The sequence below is a fragment of the Rhodothermales bacterium genome (genome assembly GCA_041391505.1).
Classification (GTDB): Bacteria; Bacteroidota; Rhodothermia; order Rhodothermales; family JAHQVL01; genus JAWKNW01.
The window spans coordinates 98,511-119,453 of sequence record JAWKNW010000016.1 but is presented as its reverse complement, the minus strand read 5'-3'; the positions used below and the strand labels follow the sequence as shown (position 1 = coordinate 119,453).

At 63.2% G+C, this 20,943-nt stretch carries 23 protein-coding genes; 13 read left to right on the top strand and 10 right to left on the bottom strand.

What is annotated here, in order from left to right:
- Positions 1-33 precede the first annotated feature (33 nt).
- The 10 genes from hpt (at position 34) to R2834_15605 (ending at position 9,036) form a co-directional block, all read left to right on the top strand.
- Positions 34-612, top strand: a complete 579-nt coding sequence (gene hpt / locus R2834_15650) for a hypoxanthine phosphoribosyltransferase (GenBank protein ID MEZ4701773.1) — start codon at positions 34-36, stop codon at positions 610-612.
- Between the two features lie 604 nt (positions 613-1,216).
- Positions 1,217-2,173 carry a sugar phosphate isomerase/epimerase family protein gene (locus R2834_15645; protein MEZ4701772.1) on the top strand — a complete coding sequence of 319 codons (957 nt, stop codon included), beginning with the start codon at positions 1,217-1,219 and terminating at the stop codon, positions 2,171-2,173.
- A gap of 123 nt (positions 2,174-2,296) precedes the next feature.
- Complete coding sequence (locus R2834_15640) at positions 2,297-3,970, top strand: S41 family peptidase (GenBank protein MEZ4701771.1); 1,674 nt, start codon at positions 2,297-2,299, stop codon at positions 3,968-3,970.
- A gap of 357 nt (positions 3,971-4,327) precedes the next feature.
- On the top strand, positions 4,328-5,011 hold the full coding sequence (locus tag R2834_15635; protein MEZ4701770.1) for a MotA/TolQ/ExbB proton channel family protein: 684 nt from the start codon (positions 4,328-4,330) through the stop codon (positions 5,009-5,011).
- A gap of 157 nt (positions 5,012-5,168) precedes the next feature.
- Positions 5,169-5,441 (top strand): hypothetical protein, encoded by a 273-nt coding sequence (locus tag R2834_15630; GenBank protein ID MEZ4701769.1) that lies wholly within the window; start codon positions 5,169-5,171, stop codon positions 5,439-5,441.
- Between the two features lie 43 nt (positions 5,442-5,484).
- Positions 5,485-6,039, top strand: coding sequence for a biopolymer transporter ExbD (locus R2834_15625; protein MEZ4701768.1), 555 nt, complete (start codon positions 5,485-5,487; stop codon positions 6,037-6,039).
- Between the two features lie 38 nt (positions 6,040-6,077).
- Complete coding sequence (locus R2834_15620; protein MEZ4701767.1) at positions 6,078-6,539, top strand: biopolymer transporter ExbD; 462 nt, start codon at positions 6,078-6,080, stop codon at positions 6,537-6,539.
- An 82-nt stretch (positions 6,540-6,621) separates the two neighbouring features.
- Positions 6,622-7,638 (top strand): isocitrate/isopropylmalate dehydrogenase family protein, encoded by a 1,017-nt coding sequence (locus tag R2834_15615; GenBank protein ID MEZ4701766.1) that lies wholly within the window; start codon positions 6,622-6,624, stop codon positions 7,636-7,638.
- A 61-nt stretch (positions 7,639-7,699) separates the two neighbouring features.
- Positions 7,700-8,104, top strand: a complete 405-nt coding sequence (locus R2834_15610; protein ID MEZ4701765.1) for a DUF4293 family protein — start codon at positions 7,700-7,702, stop codon at positions 8,102-8,104.
- 17 nt (positions 8,105-8,121) lie between these two features.
- A complete protein-coding gene (locus R2834_15605; protein MEZ4701764.1) occupies positions 8,122-9,036 on the top strand; it encodes a DMT family transporter in 915 nt (304 codons plus the stop codon).
- Here the strand turns inward: R2834_15605 and R2834_15600 are convergent.
- Entirely contained in the window at positions 9,016-10,062 is a 1,047-nt protein-coding gene (locus tag R2834_15600; protein ID MEZ4701763.1) for a glycosyltransferase family 2 protein, read from the bottom strand. The two genes, R2834_15605 and R2834_15600, sit on opposite strands and share 21 nt — an antisense overlap.
- A 99-nt stretch (positions 10,063-10,161) precedes the next feature.
- Here R2834_15600 and R2834_15595 point away from each other — a divergent pair, with 99 nt between their 5' ends.
- The 3 genes from R2834_15595 (at position 10,162) to R2834_15585 (ending at position 13,258) form a co-directional block, all read left to right on the top strand.
- The gene (locus R2834_15595; GenBank protein ID MEZ4701762.1) at positions 10,162-12,111 is read left to right on the top strand and encodes an ATP-dependent DNA helicase RecQ; all 1,950 of its coding nucleotides are present in this window, start codon (positions 10,162-10,164) and stop codon (positions 12,109-12,111) included.
- Positions 12,112-12,293: 182 nt separating this feature from the next.
- Complete coding sequence (locus R2834_15590; GenBank protein ID MEZ4701761.1) at positions 12,294-12,725, top strand: RNA-binding protein; 432 nt, start codon at positions 12,294-12,296, stop codon at positions 12,723-12,725.
- 101 nt (positions 12,726-12,826) lie between these two features.
- Entirely contained in the window at positions 12,827-13,258 is a 432-nt protein-coding gene (locus R2834_15585; protein ID MEZ4701760.1) for a peptidylprolyl isomerase, read from the top strand.
- A 6-nt stretch (positions 13,259-13,264) separates the two neighbouring features.
- Here the strand turns inward: R2834_15585 and R2834_15580 are convergent, their stop codons facing one another.
- From R2834_15580 to trpC, 9 genes are all read right to left on the bottom strand, one after another.
- The gene (locus tag R2834_15580; GenBank protein ID MEZ4701759.1) at positions 13,265-13,633 is read right to left on the bottom strand and encodes a DUF4296 domain-containing protein; all 369 of its coding nucleotides are present in this window, start codon (positions 13,631-13,633) and stop codon (positions 13,265-13,267) included.
- A gap of 5 nt (positions 13,634-13,638) precedes the next feature.
- Positions 13,639-14,679, bottom strand: coding sequence for an AI-2E family transporter (locus R2834_15575; protein ID MEZ4701758.1), 1,041 nt, complete (start codon positions 14,677-14,679; stop codon positions 13,639-13,641).
- The gene (locus R2834_15570) at positions 14,648-15,211 is read right to left on the bottom strand and encodes a cyclic nucleotide-binding domain-containing protein (protein MEZ4701757.1); all 564 of its coding nucleotides are present in this window, start codon (positions 15,209-15,211) and stop codon (positions 14,648-14,650) included. The genes R2834_15575 and R2834_15570 overlap by 32 nt, the downstream gene beginning before the upstream one ends.
- Positions 15,211-16,143 carry an ATP phosphoribosyltransferase gene (hisG, locus tag R2834_15565; protein ID MEZ4701756.1) on the bottom strand — a complete coding sequence of 311 codons (933 nt, stop codon included), beginning with the start codon at positions 16,141-16,143 and terminating at the stop codon, positions 15,211-15,213. Before hisG ends, R2834_15570 begins: the two co-directional genes overlap by 1 nt.
- A 68-nt stretch (positions 16,144-16,211) precedes the next feature.
- The gene (locus R2834_15560; GenBank protein ID MEZ4701755.1) at positions 16,212-17,321 is read right to left on the bottom strand and encodes a DUF4837 family protein; all 1,110 of its coding nucleotides are present in this window, start codon (positions 17,319-17,321) and stop codon (positions 16,212-16,214) included.
- A gap of 86 nt (positions 17,322-17,407) precedes the next feature.
- On the bottom strand, positions 17,408-18,235 hold the full coding sequence (gene trpA, locus R2834_15555) for a tryptophan synthase subunit alpha (protein MEZ4701754.1): 828 nt from the start codon (positions 18,233-18,235) through the stop codon (positions 17,408-17,410).
- A 15-nt stretch (positions 18,236-18,250) separates the two neighbouring features.
- Positions 18,251-19,468, bottom strand: a complete 1,218-nt coding sequence (trpB, locus tag R2834_15550) for a tryptophan synthase subunit beta (protein MEZ4701753.1) — start codon at positions 19,466-19,468, stop codon at positions 18,251-18,253.
- 11 nt (positions 19,469-19,479) lie between these two features.
- Positions 19,480-20,145 carry a phosphoribosylanthranilate isomerase gene (locus R2834_15545; GenBank protein ID MEZ4701752.1) on the bottom strand — a complete coding sequence of 222 codons (666 nt, stop codon included), beginning with the start codon at positions 20,143-20,145 and terminating at the stop codon, positions 19,480-19,482.
- Positions 20,129-20,941: an indole-3-glycerol phosphate synthase TrpC gene (gene trpC / locus R2834_15540; protein MEZ4701751.1), complete on the bottom strand. Its 813-nt coding sequence runs from the start codon at positions 20,939-20,941 to the stop codon at positions 20,129-20,131. Before trpC ends, R2834_15545 begins: the two co-directional genes overlap by 17 nt.
- Positions 20,942-20,943: the final 2 nt, after the last annotated feature.

Here is a 20,943-nt window from a genome sequence, read left to right as displayed (position 1 = left end):
CGGTCCATCGATCCAAGCCTATTCCCTGAACCTATGAACGAGCAGTCGGCCGGGACGCAGGTCGGTCCGTACGTGTTTTGCCGCGGCGAGCGGTTCAAGCGGTACCTTGCGAAAGAAACGCTCCACGCGCGCATCCGCGAGATCGCGGCGGAGATCAACACCGTGTACGCCGGCAAGACGCCGATATTGATCGCCGTGCTCAACGGGGCATTCATGTTTTTCTCGGACCTCCTCAAGGAGATCACGATCGAATGCGAGGTCGATTTTATCAAGTTGTCCTCCTATGGCGATGCCAAGGTCAGCAGCGGCAACGTCAGCGAATTAAAAAGCATCGATGCGAGCATCGAAGACCGGCATGTGATCGTGGTGGAGGACATCGTGGATACGGGGCTTTCGATGGCGTACATCCTCAAACGGATGGCTGCGTACCGGCCGGCGTCGCTCAGCACGGCCGTTCTCCTCCACAAAAAAGAAGCTACGCGCGTCGATGTACGCCTTGATTACGTCGCGTTTACCATCCCCAATCTGTTCGTGCTCGGCTACGGTCTCGACTACGGACAGCTGGGTCGCAACCTCCCGGAGATCTATATCCTCGATCAGCCGGCGGACTGATCGCTCCGGATTGTGGACAACATGCGTCCTCGAGTGGACACGCCGGCGCGCGGCCTCCGGCCCCATCGGCGTCTGGCGCTACGCCTACAGGCGGTGGAGCGGCCTGAAGCGGGGTGATGCGTACCCTTTTTGGGCGCCGGCGTAACAAATGTTGCGGAGATGTCGTCATTTTTGGTACGACATGTGTATAGGTTGTAGGGAAACGCACCACATGCCGGATTGGCAGCACGCCGGCCGGACCCAAGCCCAGGAGACCGTCATGCATTATCGCATCGAGACTTTTCGCATCAAACGCATCGCCGCCCTTGCGCTGGCTTCCGCCAGCACCCTCATCGCGGCCCTCGCCGCCATCATCCGATGACGCTACTCCGCCGCCTGCTGGCCCTCTTTTTTCGCTCAACCTGCAAGAACAGGACGCTCTGTGCGGCCGATTGTCCGTGCGGCCTCCGACGGCTTGAGCCGGTGCAGGTTCGTGCACGGGTGTAGCCGTTCAGGACACCCGGGAATCCGGCGCGAGCGCGACAACCCTGTCTCACCTTTTTTCTTTGCGGCCTTTCTCCGACCTTGCAGGTGATCCATCCCCTGTCATTCTCGGAACGCGCCGATGCACGCTACCTTCTCCCGTCGCGATTTTCTACGTCGCGCCGGCCTCGCCGGACTGCCGCTCGTATGGCCCGGTATGGGGCTCCCGGCCGTCGCTGCGACGAAACGTGGGCCCGTCTGTCTCTTTTCCAAACACCTCCGGTGGCTTTCGTTTGACGAGATGGCCGATCTGGCCGCCGAAATCGGTTTTGAAGGCGTGGCGCTGACGGTGCGGCCCGGAGGCCATGTGCCTCCCGACCAGGTCGAGTCCCTGTTGCCGAAAGCGGTCGAGGCCGTGGAAAAAGCCGGCCTGCACGTCCCCATGATGACAACGGCCATCACCGACGCTGCGGACCCGCTGACGGGGCGCGTGCTGAAAACGGCCGGCGCCCTGGGGATTCGCCACTACCGGATGGGGTACATCGCGTACGACGAGAGCCGGCCCGTCGACGTTTTTCTCGATGAAACCGGCCGGCGGCTCGAGGACCTCGCCGCCATGAACCAGGCATACGGCCTCCACGGAGCCTACCAGAACCACGACGGAACACGCGTGGGGGGATCCCTCTGGGATATCTGGTATATGATCCGGCATCTGGATCCCGCGTGGATCGGGTGCCAGTTCGACATCCGCCATGCCACGGTCGAGGGCGGCCACTCGTGGCCGGTGGACCTCCGGTTGATCAGCCGGTACGTCCGCATCACCGCCATCAAGGATTTTTACTGGGCGCGGAGCGGGGGCGACTGGACGATCCAGGACTGTCCGCTCGGCGAGGGGATGGTCGCGTTCGATCGCTATTTTCAGCTCGCCAACGCCTACGGCATCGCCGGCCCCATCTCGGTGCATTTCGAGTACCCGATGCCCGAGGAGACGCTGATCGGCCAGCCGCACGACGTGCTCAAACGCGAGACGCGCCGGGTGATGGCCCGCGATGTCGAATGGCTCAAAGCCGCCCTGGATGCGGCCGGGTATGCGCGATGAGTGCGCGATAATTGTTCGGCCCGCGTGAAACCTCTCCGGCGGCTGGATCTTATACGTTCATAGTTTCTTTACAGAATAGCTGGCCCCTGCTCCTTTCTGAACCCTACTAGAAATCCACACGAGATGCGAAACAGGAAGATTGTCGGTTTCGGCGCCGTCTTATTGACGATGGGCGGATTGCTTGGCTTTGGCCTCGGCGCCGCCGTCTCTGGCGACGACACCTACGAGTCGATGAAGAAGCTCCAGGAGGCGTTCGGAATCATCAATCAGCATTACGTCGATGACGTCGATTCGGCGAGCCTGACGGAAACGGCCATCGAAGGCATGCTCGACCGGCTCGACCCGCATTCGGTCTACATCGACGCGAAGCAGATGGAAGACGTGAACGAGGATTTCAACGCCTCGTTTGAGGGGATCGGCATTTCGTACGAGTTCATACCCGGAGAAGACGGCGCGGACACCCTGGCGGTGTTGAATCCGTTGCCGAGCGGCCCCAGCGACGAAGCCGGCCTGCACTCCGGCGACCGGATCGTCGCGGTCGACGACTCGTCCGCCATCGGGTACACGCGGCGGGACGTGGAGAAGCATCTCAAGGGGCCCCGCGGCACGCGGGTCAAGGTGACCGTGCTGCGCCCCGGCTACCCGGAGCCGCTCCTGTTTACGATCGTGCGGGACAAGATCCCCCTGTACACGGTGGATGCGCATTATATGGTGGATGAGCAGACCGGCTACATCAAGATCAACCGGTTTGCCCGGACGACCTACCGCGAGTTCATGGATGCGGCGCGCGAACTGAAGGAGCAGGGCGTCAAGCGGGTGATCCTCGACCTGCGCGACAACGTAGGCGGCTTTATGGATATGGCGATCCGCATCAGCGACGAATTTGTCGCCGGCGACCAGGTGATCGTCTCGGCGCGGTCCCGGCATCCCGAGTTCAACCAGATGAGCCGGGCGCGCGTCGAGGGCATCTTCGAGAAAGAACCCGTCATCGTGCTGGTCAACGGCCAGTCGGCCTCCGCCAGCGAGATCGTGGCCGGCGCCCTGCAGGATCACGACCGCGCCCTGATCGTCGGGCACCGCACGTTCGGGAAAGGGCTCGTGCAGAAGCAGTTCCCCCTCGAGGACGGCAGCGTGCTTCGGATGACGATCTCGCGGTTTTATACCCCGTCGGGCCGGCTGATCCAGACGCCGTACGAGAGCGGGGAGAAGGAGGATTATTACCGGGCCAAGCTCGAGCGCTACCGCAGCGAATACGCGATGAGCGTCGAGGAGCTGATGGATCAGGTGCCGGATTCGCTGCTGTTCAAGACCGACAAGGGGCGGACGGTGATCGGCGGCGGCGGGATTCTGCCCGACTTCATCGTCAAGCCGGACTCGATTTCGTCCTACCTCCAGGCCGTCCTGGGGCAGACGTTGATCCGCCCGTTCGTGCGCCAGTACATCGATCAGCACAACGATGCGTTGTATCAGCAGTGGGTCGGCAAACGGGAAGCGTTCATCGCCTCCTACAAGGTGGATGACGCAACGTACCAGGCCTTCCTCGATTACCTCGGCGAGCACGGCATCGAGATCGTGGACGACGCCACGGCCCCCGAGGCCACGGATTCCGTTCGCTATTTCACCGCGGCGGACGCCGGCCGGGATGAAGCGCAACTTCGCAACCTGCTCAAGGCGCACATCGCGACGCGCCTGTTCGATGCGGGAGCCTGGTACCCGATCCGGCACGATATGGATGTCGTTTTCAGGGAATCGATGCGCCTGTGGGACAACGCGGCGTCGCTGGCCGTGAACTACTGAGGGTGGGGGCGGGAGGCGCCCCGGGCCCCGTATGGAAGCCTCCGCATAGAGTTTCGTTGAAAAAGGAGCCGCCGGCGAAAGGATATTTCGCCGGCGGTTTGGTTTATATAGACCGGCGAAGTAGTTTTGCAGCAACTATTGCCACACAGGCGTGTCCATGCCTTAGATACCGCCCCGGCGATGCAACCGGGAGCCTGAAGATGGGGGGTGTTGACGGAGGGCTGGATATATTGCATCATAATGTGTTTATTACGGGCTACGTATTCCCACCGTGCTGTTCGTAGAACACGCTAACCAACCATAAACAACTTCTTCTACGGGAGGCTTGTGTCCATGCAGTTTCTGAATGTTCTCACGATGTTGCCTCAGGAGGCAGCGGCGTCGTCGGATTTCATCAACGTACTTGTTGAGAAGTTCAATGAGGGGGGCGACTTTATGTGGCCCATCCTGATCACGCTCATCATCGGTCTCGCGATCGCGTTCGAGCGTATCATCACCCTGAACCGGGCCGACATCAATACGCGCAAGTTCATTTTGAACGTCAAGAAAGCGCTTGAAGACGGGGGCGTTGCCGCCGCTGAGGAAGTCTGCGCCAATACGCGCGGCCCGGTCGCCTCGGTATTCCAGGCCGGCCTCCTTCGCCACGACGAAGGCATCGAAGCGGTTGAGAAAGCCGTTATTTCCTACGGCTCGATCGAAATGAGCTTCCTGGAGCGCGGCCTCGTCTGGTTGTCGCTGGCTATCTCCCTGGCCCCGATGTTCGGGTTCCTCGGAACGGTAGTCGGGATGGTCGACGCCTTCGATGCCATCGAAAGCGCCGGCGATATCTCCCCGAGCCTCGTGGCCGGCGGTATCAAGGTGGCCCTCCTCACGACCGTATTCGGTCTGATCGTGGCCATCATCCTGCAGGTTTTCTACAACTACGCCGTATCGAAGATCGACCGTATCGTCGTCGAAATGGAAGAAGCTTCCATCGAACTGATCGATTCGCTGATCCTCATGAACGCCGGCCGGCCGCTCACCACGCCCGCCGCGAAGTAACGTCACCGGGCGGCATCGCCGCCGGATACGCCTCGTTTGAATGGAATGGTTGGTTTGAGTGCATGCCGGGATGCTCCGCGCATCCCGGCATGCGGCTCATCAACATCGGTTCACGGGCACCACTGCGTCGTAGACCTCTTCTTTTAACGATACCGTTATGGAATCTCTTGTACTTATAGGAATCTGGGTGACGATCGGGCTCACCGGTCTGGGCTTGCTCACCATGGTGGTGTTCGGCCTCCGGAACGTCGTGGCCGGCAAGGTCAAGCCGCTCAGCATCGCCTTTATCGCGCTCCCGTTCGTCCTCATGGGCGCGCTCGGATTGGCCATGGGCGACTGGACGAAAGCAGCCATCTTTACGCTGTTCATCGTGGTGATCCTCGCGCTCGTCGCGATCGTCCTCTCGAGCGTTCGCAGCCTGTTCAGCTGAGGTCCCGGGCCCCTACCAAGCCACATTTTCAGGTGTAGAAACTATGCCCTTACTCAAAAAGAAGGCGCGTAAAGCCGCGGAGATCCCCACCTCTTCCATGGCGGACATCGCGTTCCTGCTGCTGATCTTCTTCCTCGTGACCACGACGATCGACGTGGATACGGGCATCGGTATGGTGCTGCCTCCGAAGCTCGACGAGACGGAGCCGCCTCCCGTGAAGGAGCGCAACATGCTGAAGATCCTCGTCAACGAGACGGGTCTCGTGCTGCTGGAGGATAAGCCCTCGCAGCTGAGCCTCATCCGGGACGAGGTAGTGAAGCACGTGACCAACTTTGGCGCGGACCCCAACTACTCGGAACGTCCGGGCGTCGCCGTGATCTCGATCAAGACTTCCGGCAAGACCCCGTATGACTCCTACATCCAGGTGTTGAACGAGGTCTGGATGGCTTATTTCCAGATCTGGGACAATGAAGCGCGTTCGCTCGGCTACCCCGATTACGCCACCTACCAGGAAGCGCTCGGGGCGGAAGCAGATAACGTCGTTCGCGACAAGTTTCCGGCGGCTATTTCCATCGCGGAGCCCGACGACACGGTCTGATCCTACCCATCTGACTTTCGTAAACTGGAGTAGTATCCATGTCACAGCATTTTAAAAAGAAAAAAGCGAACACCGGCGCGAACGACATCCCGACCGCATCGCTTCCCGACATCATTTTCATGTTGCTGATCTTCTTCATGGTCACGACGGTGCTTCGGGAAACGACGGTTCAGGTGCGGACGCAGTTGCCCCAGGCCGAGGCGCTGACGAAGATCGAACAGAAGCGACTCGTGTCGTACATCTGGGTCGGTCCGCTCAAGCTGCCCGGAAACGATCTGGGCCCGACCTCGATCCAGATCGACGACGCCCTGGTGGAGGACCTCTCCGTCATTCGCAGCGTGATGTACCGCAAATGGTCCGAGCAGCCCAAGCTGATCGTGTCGCTCCGTGTCGACCAGACGTCGGAAATGGGCATTGTCACCAGGGTGCAGCAAGAACTGCGCGAAGCGGGAACATTGCGTATCAATTACTCTTCTAAGCGCCGGCTGCCAGCCAAGTGATTGGCCCTAGGGCTTACGTTTTTAGACGACTGTAAAAAAAGCTCTGCCACGGCAGGGCTTTTTTTCTTCCTATCTGCTGCACATGACACATCGCATTACGCTCATCCCCGGTGATGGGATCGGGCCTGAAGTCGTGGAAGCGACCGTTCAGGCCGTCGAAGCCACCGGCGCATCCATTCAGTGGGAGCGATTCGACTCGGTGGGAGCGGCCGCCGTCGAACGCGAGGGCACGCCGTTGCCGGAAGCCCTGATCGATCAGATCAAGGATACCCGGGTCGCGTTGAAGGGACCGATCACGACGCCCGTCGGCAAGGGCTTCAAGAGCGTCAACGTCCAGCTTCGCCAGAAGCTCGATCTGCACGCCAACGTCCGGCCGGCGAAGACGATGCCTGGCATCCCGACGCGCTTCGAGGACGTCGACCTCATCATTTTTCGCGAGAACACGGAGGGCCTGTATTCCGGCATCGAGACGTTCGACGAGCGCAACCAGATCGCCGATAGCACGGCCCGCATCACGCGTCTGGGCTCGGAGCGCATCATCCGTTTTGCGTTCGAGTATGCCCGCCGGCATGGCCGAAAACAGCTCACGCTCGTGCACAAGGCGAACATCCTGAAGCTCTCGTCGGGCATGTTTCTGGAAATCGGCCGCGCCATGGCGAGTGAGTATCCGGATGTGGAATTCAACGACCGGATCATCGACAACATGTGCATGCAACTGGTCATGCGGCCGGAACGATACGACTGTATCGTGACCACCAACCTCTTTGGCGATATTCTGAGCGACCTCGCCGCCGGCCTCGTCGGCGGGCTCGGCGTGATCGCGGGCGCGAACATCGGTGAGAAGTACGCGATCTTCGAGGCCGTGCATGGCAGCGCTCCGGATATCGCCGGGCAAAACAAGGCCAACCCCACGGCTCTGATGCTGTCTGCCGAGATGATGTTGCGCCATATCGGCGAGACGGACGCGGCAAACCGGCTTCATGCGGGGTTGCGCGAGACCATGCGAGAAGGCACGCACCTGACGGCCGATGTCGGGGGGCACTCCTCGACATCCGAGTATGCCGCGCGGGTCGCCCACCACGTTGCCGCGCTGGGTTGACGGTTCGTCGCCCGGCTTCATCCCAACCTCGATACATCAACCTCTGTCTCATTCTTTCGTCATGATTCAGCGGAAGCAGACCTTTTTCCTTGCCATCGCCGCCGTGGCGCTCCTCTCTTCCTTCGTGGTGCCGGTCGACGTCGCCGTGGCCGAAAGCTGGCTGCCGGCCATCGTGCCCGGGATCTCCGCGCTGGTCGCCCTCGGCGCGGTCTTCGCCATCTTTCAGTACGCGGATCGGCCTCGGCAGCGGTCGGTGGTGATGCTGCTGCAGTATGGCGCGCTCATCGTGCTGGCCGCGATCGTGGTGCTGCGTTTTGTTTTCAGGGACGCCGCGGCGCCGCTGGATGTCGCGTCGTGGGCGCTGAGCGCGGCGCCGGCCGTTCTTGCGTATGTGTTTTTCCTCCTGGCCCGAAAAGGCATCGAGCAAGACATCGCCCTCGTTCGTTCCATGGATCGGCTACGCTGATCGACGAATCGCCCCCCATGCCGCCCGCATCCGGCAGTCCTCTGGAAATGCCCACGCACGTCCGGGTCGTGCTCACGCTGGGCATCCTGAGCTTTTGCTTCAGTCCGATCCTGGTGCGTTATGCATCGGAAGCCCCCGCCCTGGCCGTGGCGGTCTGGCGGACGCTCTTCGCCGTGCTCTTTCTGCTGCCGTTTCTCCGCACCGCGCACCTGAAGCGTTATGCCCGTCTGTCCGCCGCGGAATACGGGCGCATCACCGCCGCCGGCATCCTCCTGGGCGTGCATTTTTATCTGTTTTTCGAGTCGCTGTACAATACCACGGTGGCCAGCACCACGATGTTCGTCGCGCTGAGCCCGGTCTTCATGGCGGCTATCGGCTTTGTGGTCCTGAAAGAGCGCCTCACGCCGGCGGTGCTGGCCGGCATCGCCATTGCGACGCTGGGCGGCGCCATGATCGCCATGGGAGATGCGACGACGGGCAGCGCGCCGAATCCGGCCTGGGGCAATCTGCTCGGCGTGGCGGCATCCTTCGCCCTGAGCATCTACCTGGTCATCGGCCGCGTGGCAAGGCAGGGCATGGACTGGCTTACGTATGTATTCCCCCTGTATGCGCTCTGCGCGCTGACCGTTCTGGCGCTCGCGCTGGCGGCCGGCGTGACCCTGACCGGCTATCCCCCGAAAATCTACGGGATCAGCGCGCTCCTGGCCCTCGGCCCCCAGATTCTGGGGCACGGCTCGTTCAACCTGTCGGTAAGGTACCTGTCGGCCGCGGTGCTGGGGCTGCTCTCGCTTACGGAGCCGGTGGGCGCGTCGGCGCTCGCCTGGCTGCTTTTTGATGAAACGCCCGCGGCGGTGTCGATAGCGGGGATGGTGGTGGCGCTCGCCGGCGTAGGACTGGCGCTCGCGCCCGGCTTATTCCGTAAAACGCGATGAAGGCAGGTCGCTGAACGTCCGCCGTCCACGCAGGAAATAATCGATCACGATGCTGCCGCGGTAGGACGGGAGCACAACGCGTTCGCCGGCGCGAGGCCGCTCGCCGAGGTAGTGCCGGCGCATGCGATGCGCATCCCAGTAGGCCCGGAGGATACTGCCTGCTTCATCGAGCCGCCCGGAAACTACGGCCCGCAGGATGGCCAGTCCGTCCAGGAGCGTGCGCGCGATGAACACCGCCGGCCACCGGCGTTTGGGGAGGTTTTTGAACAGCATGAGGAGGCTGTTCCGAAAGTTGTAGTAGGTCTTGCGGGCATTGCCGTACGGCAGCGATCCGCCTCCGATATGATGGACCACGCTGGCCGGCTCGACCCGGATGTCGTAGCCGGCGCGCTGAAAACGCCAGCACAGGTCGATTTCTTCCATGTGCATGTAGAACCGCTCGTCGAGCAGCCCGCACGCATCCAGCGCGGAGCGCCGAATGAGCACAGCGGCACCGGTGGCCCAGAAGACGCGGCGGGCGTCGTCGTACTGGCCGGTATCGCGCTCCATCGAAAAAAAGAGGCGGCCTCGCGTAAACGGATAGCCCAACGCATCGAGGTAGCCGCCGGCGCCGCCGGCGTATTCGAAGTGGTCGCGGCGGTCGGTCTGCAAGAGCTTGGGCTGGACCGCCGCACAGGACGGGTTGCGATCCAGCACTTCGACGAGCGGCGCGAGCCAGCCGGGCGTGACCTCCACGTCGTTGTTGAGCAGCAGAATATACCGTCCCTTTGCGTGCGGGATGGCAGCGTTATTGCCCTTGCAGAACGCCCAGTTCTCCGGGTGGCGCACGATGCGGATGGCCGGATAGTGCGCGCTGACCCACGCGACCGAGTCGTCCGTGGAGGCGTTGTCCGCGAGGATGATCTCCAGCCCGGGATAGTCCGTGGCCGCCACGCCGGGCAGGCAACGCTGGAGCAGCGGCAGGGCGTTCCAGGTTACAATGATGATGGAAACTGAAAGGGGGTAACCGGGCGTAGGAGCAGTCATGTATGTGCGAGGGCGCATGCGCGGCTAAAACGGTTCGCTTATACTGGTTTCGTGCCGCATTGTTGTGCCGGCCTCAACGTTAATCTCCCTATCGGACGCGTGGCATCACCCAGCAACCGGGCATTGGATCTCCTCAGGCAGTACTGGGGCTACGAGCAGTTCAGGCCCGGCCAGGATAGCGTTGTCGACGAGGTGATCGCCGGCCGCGACGCGCTGATTGTGCTGCCGACCGGCGGCGGAAAGTCGCTCTGCTACCAGTTGCCGGCGCTGGTGGACGAAGGCCTCACCCTCGTCATCTCGCCGCTCATCGCGCTGATGAACGACCAGGTGGATGCCCTCAAGGCGCGCGGCATCCCGGCCGCCTGTCTGCACAGCCAGCTGTTGCCGAAAACGATCGAGCAGATTCTGAACGACGCGGAGTTCGGTCGCTACCGGCTGCTGTACGTGGCGCCGGAGCGGCTCGGCTCCGAGCTGTTTCAGGCGCGGGCCGGGCGGCTCACCGTCTCGCGGCTCGCGGTCGACGAGGCCCACTGCATCAGCGAGTGGGGGTACGACTTCAGGCCGGCGTACCGGACGATCCCCGACGTGTATCCCTTGATCGGGCATCCGCCTGTGGTGGCGCTCACCGCCACGGCTACGGCGGCCGTCCGGCAGGACATCCTCGATCGGCTGGCGCTGCGCGATCCCTTTGTCCGGGTGCAGGGATTCGATCGGCCGAACATCGTGTGGTCGATTTTTCAGACGCCGGACAAGCTGGCGAAGATCAGGGACGTGCTCGCCGGCGTGCCCGGTTGCGGCGTCATCTACGCCGCAACGCGGCGCAACGTGGAAGCCCTCGCGCAGCAGCTGAAGCGTGCCGGCGTCGCGGTGTCCTTCTACCACGGTGGGATGGACGCGGCGAAACGGGAATCGGAAGCGCAAAGCTGGCTGAGCGGCAACACGCGCGTGATGGTGGCGACCAACGCGTTCGGGATGGGAATAGACCACCCGGAGGTCCGCTTCGTGATTCACGCCGACCTGCCGGCCACGCTCGAGAGCTATTACCAGGAGGCGGGCCGCGCCGGCCGTGACGGGGTGAAAGCGTATGCCGTGCTGCTGTACAACCCGGGCGACGAGGAGGTCCAGCAGCGCCTGCTGGACGACAGCCACCCGGATGCCGCCTTCATGGTCTCCGTATACGCCGCCGTGTGCAACGCCCATCAGATCGCGACCGGAAGTCTGCCTCCGGCGCCGCTGGCGCTGGACGAAGCCGGGCTGGCCAAGCGTCTGCAAACCGGGGTGGCACGGGTTCGCGCGGCGGTGGAGATGCTGGAGCAGCAGGGGTACTGGACGGTGGTGCGGCCGCGACGGCACATCGCCGCCTTTCGCTTTTCTCAGTCGCCCGATGTCATGCGGCGCAATGCCGATCGGGCGGCGAATCCGCGCGTTGGGGCGCTGCTGGGGCATCTGCTGCGGCTCGTGCATGCCGATGCCTTCGCCGGCTGGTGGGAGCTCGATCTCCGGCAGCTCGAACGCAAGCTCGGCGAGCCGCGGGAGGAGGTGGAGCGTCTGCTCGATTTTCTGCAGGAGCGGCAGATGGCGGAGTGGCAGCCGCCCGATGGCGGGATGCGCGTCCAGTTCGCCCTGCCGAGGCCTGATCGGCTGCGGCCCGACGAGGTGCCGTCGCGCACCGCTCTGCAGCGGGGGACGGCCCGGTTGAAGGACATGGTGCGTTACGCCCGTTCGGAGGGGTGCCGTCGCCGGCATCTGCTGGCGTATTTTGGCGAAGACGCCCCGGATCGGTGCGGGCGCTGCGATGTCTGCCTGGGCCGGCACCGCCCGCCCGCGCTGGGCCCCTCCGACGCGTCGCTGCTCGACACGCTGCTGGCATCGATCCGAGACGGCCGGCTGGCCGATACCCTGGCCGATGCGGCGCCGGCGGAACGCCGAAGGGCGGAGGAAGCCCTGTATCACCTGGAAAACGAGGGGATAATTCGCTGCGAAGACCCTATCGCAATACGTTATGTTTTAACGGCTTCGGGGATGCGCCGCCTGGCCGGCGAAGCATAGGCCGGCCCGGTAGATTGGCCGCTCGGGATCTTTTGTAAACAGCGGGCTGTTCCAGACTTGTTTTACGTCATCGTGCGCCGCTCACGACTCAAGCCTACAGCCTGAAAGACGCAGAACTGAGTGTTTCAGGCTGTAGGTTTATTTTTGCGGGCCGCCACGCCAACTCATCAACTCCTATCACGATGAACATCTACGTCGGCAACCTTGCCGCACAAACTACCGAAGATGAACTGCGAGAAGCCTTCGAGGCGTACGGACAGGTGGAATCGGTTAAAATTATCAAGGATCGTTTTACGTACGAGCCTCGCGGCTTTGCCTTTGTTGAGATTCCCAACAAGGCTGAAGCGCTTGAAGCGATCGAGCAAATGAATCAAGCGGACTTCAACGGGCAGACGCTTGTCGTCAACGAAGCGCGTCCCAAGACCGAACGTAAGCCCGGTGGCGGTGGGTTCAATCGCGGCGGCGGTGGCGGCGGCGGTAGCCGTGGTGGATATGGTGGTGGTGGCGGCTATGGCGGCGGCGGTGGCGGCGGTCGCAGCGGCGGCGGCGGTGGTCGCAGTGGCGGTGGTCGCGGCGGCGATTACGATCGCGACCGCAATCGTAAATCCTGGTAATTGCTCTGGTAGAGGGGCAGGCTGCCAGCCTGCCCCTTTTCCATTTCAGGCCGAACCGGACTGGCCTGACGTAGTGTACCTCCCATCAAGTGACACCTGGCATGTCTGTAGCAAAAATTGGCGATACCGTTCACGTCCACTACACCGGATCGCTGAGCGATGGCACCGTATTCGACAGTTCCGAAGGGCGCACGCCCCTGAGTTTTTCCCTGGGTGATGGCGGCATCATCGCCGGCTTCGAGCAGGCCGTGCTCGGCATGCAGCCGGGCGACTCCAAGACCGTGGAGATCATCGCGTCCGAGGCGTATGGCGATCGGGTCGACGACCTCGTAATCAAGGTGCCCCGCGGCCAGTTCCCCCCGGATATCACGCCTGAAGTCGGCCAGAACCTGATTGTCGGCCAGCCCGACGGCAGCGAAATGCCGGTGCTGATCACCGAGGTGTCGCTCGAGTCCGTCACGCTGGACGCGAACCACCCGCTCGCCGGCAAGGATCTGACGTTTCAGATCGAGCTGGTGGCCATAGAGGAGTAGGCGGCCTTACTGCCGGCCGTCCGTGGTGAAGCGCTCGACGTTGAGTTCGTCGAGCGCGGCGTTGTATGCGTCGAGATAGGCTTTGGGATGCGCGGAGTAGAACTCGACCGCCGCATCGTACTGTTCCCGCGTAACCCCATAGTGCGCGAGGACCGAGTCTTTCATGCCGGGTCCAATGTCGTTCCAGTGCTGCGCGCGCGCGCTGGCCAGGTGCAGATCGATCAGGATATCCACGAAGACGCTGTCGGGAAACGGGGGCGGTTCATCGGGCGCTTCTTCGCCCGGGGCGCAGCCGGCCGTGAGCAACACCGTTCCAAAGACCGCGCAGGAAAGCGCTCCGGCGAGTGTCCATCGTGTCGGTTGGCTGAAGGGCATAACGATCAGTTGAAGTGGTAGCGGCGCAGGTTGACGACGGTCTCCTGCAAAACCACCTTGATGATGGCCGCGAGCGGCACCGCGAGGATCAGTCCCACGATGTCGAGGTATTTCCCGCCGAGCAGCAGGGCGATGAGGAGCAGCAGGGGGTGCAACTGGACGTTGCGCGCGAGGATGAGGGGCTGGAGGAAGACGTTGTCGATCCCCTGAATCGTCAGAAACGAAATCGCGATGGCCGGAATGGTGTCGAAGGTGCCCGTCGTGAAAACCGATACGACGACGGCCAGAATCCCCCCGAACAAGGGCCCGATGTAGGGAATCATGTTCGCCAGGCCCGCGATGGGACCGATGACCAGGAAGAAGTCGACCCCGAGCACCCACAGCGCAAACGTCGACAGCACGCCGACGATGGCGGCAATCAGGAACTGGCCGCGCAGGTAGTTACCCAGTTGATCGTCCATCTTCTGGAGGACGTTGAGCGAGAACTCGAAGTATTTGTTCGGCACCATGTTGATCAGCCCCTTCTTCATGCTGCGCGCGTCGCGCAGAAAGAAAAACATCATGAACGGGATGATGACCAGATTGCCGAGAATCGACAGCATGCCCGGCAGATAGGTGAAGGCGCGGGCTTCGTATTGATCGATACTGCGCCGCAGGCTTTCGCTGAGGTTCAGCTGCTCGATCCCCAGGAAGCCCAGTTTGTCGACGATGAGCTCCTCCAGCGTGCCCAGGGCGGCTTCGGCCTGTTGGAAGACCAGGCCGGCCTGCAACGCCTCGAGCTGACGCAGAAGGCCGGGGAAGAACAGCAGAAAGATGCCGGTGAAAAGCAGCGACAGGCCGGCGAATATCGAAACGGTCGCCCAGGTGCGGGACATGCCACGGCTCTCCAGCCGTGTGGCGATGGGGTCGAGGAGGTAAGCAAACAGGACCGCGACGATCACCAGCTTGACCAGGTCCGCCACGTAGGAGATAAACACCAGCGCCCCCACGCCGAGCGCCACAAGGACGAATACCCTAGTCCAGTGCGTCGTGTTCTGAGAGCTCATGGGCAATGGCGGCCAGCCGGCGGTTTTCAGCCTCCAGCGCGGCGATACGATGGTGCAAGGCGGGCAGCTCCTGGTCGATCTCGACCAGCCGCCGCCCCGTGATCTGCGAGAGCGGGATGAGCACTTTCACGCCGAGTTTGCTGTTTCGCTTGAACAGCCCGAGCAGATCCGGTTGCCCCACGCCGAGCAGCGTGCACTCGGTCCGCGCGATCGCACTCGCGGAGCGGGGGGTTTCGTTCAGCAGGGCGATCTCGCCAAAAAAATCGCCCGTGGTCAACTCGGCCAGTTCGTGCTGGTCGGGCAACTGGACGATGGAGACGACGCCATGCTGGATGATGTACATCCCGATACCTGGATCGCCCTGGTGAAAGATCTGTTCGCCGGCGACATAGTCGCGCCGGTACATAATTCGTTCAATGCTGTCCAGTTCGCGCTTGGACAGCGACGCGAAGATGGGGGTTCTCTTCAGCAGGGCGCGCGTTTCCTCCTCAAAGCTGGTGGGTTTGAAGAGGTTACTCCATAGTCCGTGCATCAGGGAATGATTTTGTTCAGGGCGAATTCGATGATACCCTCGGCGCCGGCGTGTTTCAAACGGGGGATGAGATCGCGCACCGTTTTTTCCTCAACGACCGTCTCGATTGCCACCCATTCTTCTCCCATCGCCAGCGGAGCGACGGTAGGCATGCGCAACGCCGGCAGCAGCGCGACGATCTTGCTCACATCCTCGCGACGCGCGTTCATCTTCATCCCCACGCGCCCTTCGGCCCGGATCGCGCCCTCCATCAGCATGGCGATGTTTTCGATCTTGCGTCGCTTCCACGGGTCGTTCCAGGCGGCCTTGTTTGCGATTAATTGCGTGTTGGATTCGAGCAACACCTGCGCGATGCGCAGATTGTTTGCCCGCAGCGACGAACCGGTCTCCGTCACCTCCACGATCGCATCGACCAGCTCCGGGCATTTCACTTCCGTGGCGCCCCAGGAGAACTCGACTTCGGCGTTCACGCCGTGTTCGGCGAGCCACTTGCGCGTGATGTTGACCACTTCCGTCGCGATGCGCTTGCCCTCGAGATCGTATACCGATTCGATCTGGGATTCTTCCGGCACGGCCAGGACCCAGCGCACGGGGCGCATACTGCGTTTGGAATAGATGAGGTCGGACACCGTCACGACGTCCGCATCCGTCTCGATCACCCAGTCCTTGCCGGTGATGCCGGCGTCGAAGACACCGTCTTCCACATACCGCGCCATCTCCTGCGCCCGGACGAGCATCGCGGAGAGTTCGTCGTCGTCGATGGAGGGGACGTAGGCGCGATCGCCAATGCGAAAATGGAAGCTGGCCTTGCTGAGCAGTTCGAAGGTCGCGTCCTGCAGGCTCCCTTTGGGGAGGCCGAGGCGGAGCATGTGTCCCTGGGTTTCGTCGATCTCGGTTCGGGTGGTTGCGGCGGCTTCTAGGGGAGAGGACATCGGTGGATGACGGGTGTGCTGGGTGCTGGATACGGTAAAACGGGATGCAGGCCGGCTTCGGCGGGCGTTCAGCGCGTCAGGGCGGCGAGCGCTTCGCCGCTCTGGTCGGCCGTGCGGAAGGTATGCGCGATGACCTCCATCTGGCGGAGAAACTCGCGCTTCTCGTAGCCGGGGGCGAAGATCATCCCGTCGATCAGGTAGTTGCGGCCGGATCCCTGGTCATAGAAGGCGTAGGTGACGAACGATCCGCCCATCCCGAGCTGAACCTTCTGGCCGTCGGGTTGCTCGAAAACCATCTGCCAGAGACCGCGCGTCTCAAACCCGTAACGGTCGAGAAAGTTGATGTTCTCGGTGAACAGCGGCCGGCGGTGATCGATCTCCACGAAGCCGGCTTCGGTCCCCTGGAGGTACTGCCGCGTGAGTGAGTCGCGCCGGGCGTAGATCCATTCGGCCGAGAGGTCGGACGGCTCGGCGTTTTCCTCGTAGTAGATGAAAAGGCTGCGCCAGGTCTCCGCCGAAATCACGCGGCGCATCCACACAAAGCGCGTGGTGTCGACGGCGATGTAATAGTCGTGTTGTCCGTTCACGGCGAAGCCGTGTTTCTCCATCAACCGATCCTCGATATCCTTCTGCCGGCCTTTCTCGAACATCTCTACCGTGGTCCGTTCGCGCGTGATCTTGTTGAAGACATACAGGAGGTCCTCCGATTTGTCGCGTATGGCGGCGGCCACGCTGTCCGGTGTGGCTGCTGCGATGTAGACGACCATCTGATCGCGGCGCCACAGGTCTTCGCGGGAGACGACGGCGCTCTTCCCCGAGCTGATGAAATCTTCGACGCCTTCCCCGAAACGGGCCTGCAGGAATTTGGCTTCGGCCGTGGTGTCGCTCAGCGGGGCGACGATGACCACGTTCTTCTGCTTCTTCATCTGCTCGAACAGCAGGTCGGATGCAATGGAGATCTGCTCGATGTCGAAGGCAGGCTCGGGGGCCGGCAGCGTCATGATGGGCCCACCGAGCGTCTCGCGGAGGGCGTCGCCGATCGGGCCCTGCCACTGCAGGGAATCGATGGCGATGGTGATCTTGCCTTCGGGGCCGGTGGCGCGCGGACGGTAATCGCCCGACGGGTTGCAGCCGGTGCCGGCGAGCAGCAGGAACAGGGCCAGGAGATGCCACCGCATAGGGGATAAAAAGGACATCGTAACAGGCATATCGGGCAAGATGGAGGTCGTCGAAGTTCGCATAGAGCTAATGTAGATGTTGGCGCTCAGGTTTCCGAATCGCCGTATTTAAGCGCGCGGACAAAGGACCGGATCGATTGGAGGCGTTCGGCCGGCGCCAGCGCCGGATCGTCCCACGCGCGCTGGGCGCATTCGATCAGCGCGGAGCCTACGATGAACCCATCGGTGTGGGCGGACAGACGCATCGCGTCGGCGTGCGTTTTGATGCCGAACCCGACCAGCAGGGGGTTGCGGGTGACGAGCCGACGGGCGCGCGCCAGGTAGCTCTGTACGGTGTCCATGCCGCCGATTTCGGTGCCGGTCAGGCCGGTCATCGAGACGGCGTAGACGAAGCCGCTCGAGGCCGCGTCAACGGTGGCGATGCGCTCATCCGGCGTGTTGGGCGCCACCAGGCAGATAAAATCCAGCCCCTGGGCCCGGGCTTCGTCGGCGACGATGGCGCGTTCTTCGGGTGGGAGATCCGGCAAAATCAATCCGTTTACTCCTGAAGAGCGCGCGTCCCTGCAAAAGTTGCCCACGCCGTAGCGCAAGATCGGGTTGATGTAGCCCATCAGGACGAGCGGCGTCGCGCTCTGCCGGCGGAAGGCTTCCGCGAGGGTAAACGCGTCGCGCATCCGGATGCCGTGGCGGAGGGCCCGCTCGCTGGAGCGCTGGATGGGCAGGCCTTCGGCGAGCGGGTCGCTGAACGGCATGCCGAGTTCGATGAAGTCCGCGCCGGCTTCATCGGCCGCCTGGAGGATGGGGAGCGTGCTTTGCGGATCCGGGAAGCCGTTGGTTAGAAACAGCCCCATGGCTTTTTCGCCCCGGGAGCCGGCCGCCTCGATGGCGGCGCGAAGGGTGGTGGATGGATGCATGGCGGGGTGTGTGCTTCAGGGCGTGAACAGGTGGGTAGCGATGGTATCCATGTCTTTGTCGCCGCGGCCGGAGCAGTTGACCACCACGACCTGCCGGCGGTCCAGCGCCGGCGCGATCCGGTCGAGGGCGGCGACGGCATGGGCCGTTTCGAGCGCGGGGATGATGCCTTCGGTGCGCGCGAGCGTCTGGACGCCGGCCAGCGCCTCGGCATCCGTCACGGCATGGTAGGTCACGCGGCGCAGATCCTTCAGGTATGCGTGTTCGGGGCCGACGCCGGGGTAGTCGAGGCCGGCGGAGATGGAGTGGGCGATCTCGACCTGGCCTTCGGTATCCTGCAGCAGATAGCTCATCGCGCCGTGGAGTACGCCGGGCGAGCCGGCGGTGAGCGTGGCGGCGTGGCGCGCATCCAGCCCCTCACCGGCGGCCTCCGCGCCGTGCAGTGCCACCTCCGCATCGTTGATGAAGGGGTAAAAGATCCCCATCGCGTTCGACCCGCCGCCCACACAGGCGACGACGGCGTCCGGCGTTTCGCGTCCCTCCTGTTCGCGCAGCTGCCGGCGCGTCTCCTCACCGATCACGCGGTGAAAATCCCGCACCATCATCGGATACGGGTGCGGACCCACCACCGAGCCGATGATATAAAACGTGTCGCCGACGTTGGTCACCCAGTCGCGGATGGCCTCGTTCGTAGCGTCCTTGAGCGTCTGGCTGCCGCTCGTGACCGGGCGCACCTCGGCGCCGAGCAGCTGCATGCGGCGGACGTTCAGGCGCTGGCGGGCCGTGTCCTCGGCGCCCATGTACACGATGCAGGGCATCCCGAACTTGGCGCACACGGTGGCGGTGGCCACGCCGTGCTGGCCGGCGCCGGTCTCGGCGATGATCCGCGTCTTGCCCATCCGTCGGGCCAGCAGGATCTGGCCGACGGTATTGTTCACCTTGTGCGCGCCGGTATGGCACAGATCTTCCCGCTTCAGGTAGATCTTCGGCCCGCCATAATGCGCGGTCAGGCGGTCCGCGAACGTGAGGGGCGTCGGCCGGCCCACGTAGTCGCGCAGGAGGCGCTCGTACTCCGCCCGGAATGCGGCGTCGCCGGCGGCCTCGGCATAGGCGCGCTTGAGTTCTTCGAGGGCGGGGATGAGGATCTCCGGTACGTAGGTGCCGCCATAGGGGCCAAAGTGCCCGTCGGGACCGGGCGCTGTATATAACGTATCGGTTATCGAGGCGTTGGGCATGGAAGCAGCAATCAGGTCGTGGAAGAGGGGTGGATGCGTTCGAGGGTCTCGAAGAGCTCCGACAATTTGTCGAAGTCTTTTTTGCCGGGGGCGTATTCGACGCCGCTGGACAGGTCGATCCCGTACGGGCGCACCCGTTCGATGACGTCGGCCACGTTGCCGGCGTGGAGTCCGCCGGCGACGAACAGGTCGTATTCGGCGCTCAACGCGGCGGCGACGTCCCAGTTGAAGGTCTGTCCGGTGCCGCCCCAGAGCCCGGCTTTTGCGGTATCGAGGAGGAAGGCCGTAACGTGGGGGGCGTAGTGGTCCATTTCGCGGCGGAGGGCATCGGGCGTCGCGTCCGGTTGCACGTGCAGCGTCTTGATCACGGGCTTGTCGATCGCGCGGCACGTCGCCAGGTTTTCCTGCCCACTGAGCTGGGCGATGGCAAAGCCGGCGCGCGCGCAGGCGGCGTTCACCTCGTCGGCCGTGGCATTGACGAAGACGCCGACGGGTTCAGCGCCATACAGCCAGGCGATGATCTCGGCGGCCTCGTCGGCCGGGATGAAGCGGGGGCTGGGGGGATACTGGATGAACCCGAGATAATCCACGCCGGCGCCGGCGCAGAAGCGCGCATCGGCGAGGGTGGTGATCCCGCAGATCTTTACGCGGGTGCGCAGGTCATTCGGTGGAGGCATTGGACGAAAGGAGCGAGTGAAGGTCGTGGCGGACCGAGGCGAGGCGTGCGCCGGGGTCGGCGGCGCGCATGAAGGATTCGCCGATCAATACGGCGTCGCTGCCGTGCCGGCGGACATAGGCGAGATCGTCGGCCGTATCGAGGCCGCTTTCGGATACGCGAACGACGTGGTTGGGGATCGCGGCAAAGACGCGCGCCGAATGCGCGAGATCTACCTCGAACGTGTGGAGATTCCGGTTGTTGACCCCGAGGATGCGCACCTGGTCGAAATCGATCCGATCCAGCTCCGCCGGGTCATAGATCTCGACCAGCGCCTCCAGGCCGAGGTCGCCGGCCGTCTGGTGCAGGTCGCGCAGCTGGGAGGTATCCAGAATCGTCGCGATCAGCAGCACGGCATCCGCGCCCCAGGCGCGGGCTTCGAGGAGCTGGTAGGCGTCGACGATGAAGTCCTTGCGCAGCAAAGGGATAGATGCTACACCCCGCGCGAGCGCCAGGTTTTCGGGGGCGCCCTGGAAAAACAGCGGTTCGGTGAGGATGGAGAGCGCGTCGGCGCCGCCGGCGGCGTAGGATGCCGCGATGCTCGCCGGATCGAAATCCTCCCGGATGACGCCCTTGGACGGCGAGGCCTTTTTGATTTCGGCGATGATGGCGAGGTCGTCGATGCGGAGTGCGGCCTCGAGCGAGCGCCGGGGCGTGGCCCAGAGCGGCATGGCTTCGAGCATCGCCGGCGTGGTCTCCCGCTTGCGGGCTTCGACGAGTTCGCGGGTGGCCCCGACGATGCGATCCAGGATGCTCATGG